General features: G+C 73.1%; 4 protein-coding genes. All 4 read right to left on the minus strand.

What is annotated here, in order from left to right:
- Window positions 1-475: protein TolR (gene tolR, locus OZN99_RS30195; RefSeq protein WP_270938910.1), on the minus strand; the 475-nt coding region annotated here is incomplete at its 3' end.
- 4 nt (window positions 476-479) lie between these two features.
- Complete coding sequence (gene tolQ / locus OZN99_RS30200; protein ID WP_270938911.1) at window positions 480-1,238, minus strand: protein TolQ; 759 nt, start codon at window positions 1,236-1,238, stop codon at window positions 480-482.
- A gap of 75 nt (window positions 1,239-1,313) precedes the next feature.
- Entirely contained in the window at window positions 1,314-1,760 is a 447-nt protein-coding gene (locus OZN99_RS30205) for a YbgC/FadM family acyl-CoA thioesterase (protein ID WP_270938912.1), read from the minus strand.
- On the minus strand, window positions 1,757-2,162 hold a 406-nt coding region (locus OZN99_RS30210), incomplete at its 5' end, for a Holliday junction DNA helicase RuvB C-terminal domain-containing protein (RefSeq protein ID WP_270938913.1). The genes OZN99_RS30205 and OZN99_RS30210, both read right to left, overlap by 4 nt.

Consider the following 2,162-nt stretch of genomic DNA (forward strand, 5'->3'; position numbering starts at 1 on the left):
CCTGGGCCGGCGGCTGGCCGGCCGGCCGGGCGCCCTGCGGCTGCTCGGCCAGCAGCGCGACGCGGGAGAAGCCGGCGGCGCTGACCGTGCCCATCACCTCCATCACGCGGCCGTAGCTGATGGCACGGTCGCCGCGGACGAAGATGCGGCGCTCCGGCTGGTCGCGCGGCTGGTTGCGCATGATCGCCTGGAGCTGCGGCACCAGGTTGTCGATCGGCACCTCGGTCTCCTGCAGGAAGATCCGGCCCTGGCTGTCCACCGTGATGGTCAGCGGCTCCTGTTCCTGGTTCAGCGGCGAGGCCGTGGTGCGCGGCAGGTCCACCGGCACGCCCACCGTCATCAGCGGCGCGGCCACCATGAAGATGATGAGCAGCACCAGCATCACGTCCACGAAGGGCGTGACGTTGATCTCGCTCATCGGCCGGTAGCGTGACCCGCGCCCCCCGCCGTCACGGCCCATCAGCCCGCCGGCCATGTCCCTACTCCGCCACCGGCTGGCCGACGCGGCCGCCCCGCGCGGGCTCCGCCGTGGCCTCGGACTGGCGCGACAGGATGGCCGAGAACTCGGCGGCGAAGGCTTCCAGCCGCGCGGCGAAGCGCCCGAAGTCGGAGGCGAACTTGTTGTAGGCGATGGTCGCCGGGATGGCCGCGATCAGGCCGATCGCCGTGGCGAACAGCGCCTCCGCGATGCCGGGGGCGACCACGGCCAGGCTGGTGTTCTGCATCCCCGCGATGGCGGAGAAGCTGTTCATGATGCCCCAGACCGTGCCGAACAGGCCGACGAAGGGCGCCGCGGAGCCGACGGTCGCCAGGAACACCATCCAGCGCTCCAGCCGCTCCATCTCCCGCCCGATCGCCACGGACATGGCGCGCTCCACGCGTTCCTTCATGCCGGTGACGGCCAGCTCGCTGCCGAGGCCGCGGCCCGCGGAGCGCTTCCATTCGCGCATGCCCGCACCGAACACGGCGGCCAGCGGATGCGACGGCTCCTCGCCTTCCCGGGCATGCAGCTCGTCCAGGCTGCCGCCGGACCAGAAGCGGTCCTCGAAGGCGTCGGCCTCGCGCTTCGCGCGGCGCAGCGCCGTCGTCTTCTCGAAGACGATGGCCCAGACCCAGACCGAGGCGAGCAGCAGGCCGACCATGACGGCCTTCACCACCCAGTCCGCCTGGAGGAACAGCCCCCAGAGCGACAGGTCGTGCGCCGCCTGGCCGAGTGGGGACGCCGTCACGTTGCCCAAGGGGTGGGCCTCCTTCTTCCTTGGCCCGCCGCGCGACGGGCCCGAGCCGGCCAGGGGCCGGCAGTCTCGTTCGTCTCAGGCCGAAAGCCGGCCTGCCAGCTCGCTGCGCCAGGGCTCCGGGATCCTGGCGGGCCGCAGCCCGTCCGGCCCGGCGGCACCGCCTTCCAGGCTGCCGCGGACGCAGACCAGCCCGACCAGGAGTCGCGCCAGTTCCGCCCCGTCCTCCTCCCGGACCACGCGCTGGTCCAGGTCGAGGGTGGCGGCGCCGAGGGCGCAAATCCGGGTCTCGACGATCAGGGGCTCGTCGAGCCGGGCCGGCCGCACATAAGCCACTTCGATGCGCCGCACCACAAGCATCGTATTGTGACGCTCCATCATAAGCGCATGCGGCAAGTGCATGGCACGCAAGGATTCGGTCCGGGCCCGTTCCGCCCAGCGCAGGTAGGTCGCGTGGTAGGCCACGCCGCCCGCATCGGTATCCTCGAAATAGACCCGGACGGGAAAGCGGTGGGGCGATGTCATTCCTGGGGCGTCTCGGGCGGCATCGCGGCCAGAAGGTCCAGCTGCGCCCCGAGTCCGGCCGGCGGGACCAGTCCGAGGTGCCGCCACCCCGGCTCACCCAGCACCCGCCCGCGCGGGGTGCGCAGGACCAGCCCTTCCTGGATCAGGAAGGGCTCGACCACCTCCTCCAGCGTGTCCCGGCTTTCGGCCAGCGCGGCGGCCAGCGTCTCGACCCCGACCGGGCCGCCGCCGTGATGCTCCGCGATGCGGCGGAGGTAGCGCCGGTCCTGCGCATCCAGGCCCAGCCGGTCCACCTCCAGCCGCGCCAGCGCCGCATCGGCCATCGCCCGGTCGGCGGCGCGCCCGGCCGCCTGGGCGAAGTCCCGCACCCGGCGCAGCAGCCGGCCCGCCACGCGCGGCGTC

The organism is Falsiroseomonas oryzae, from assembly GCF_027856955.1.
GTDB lineage: Bacteria > Pseudomonadota > Alphaproteobacteria > Acetobacterales > Acetobacteraceae > Falsiroseomonas > Falsiroseomonas oryzae.

Coding starts and splice junctions, on each gene's coding strand:
- OZN99_RS30205 (WP_270938912.1), bottom strand. CDS start 1,760: ATGACATCGCCCCACCGCTTTCCCGTCCGGGTCTATTTCGAGGATACC.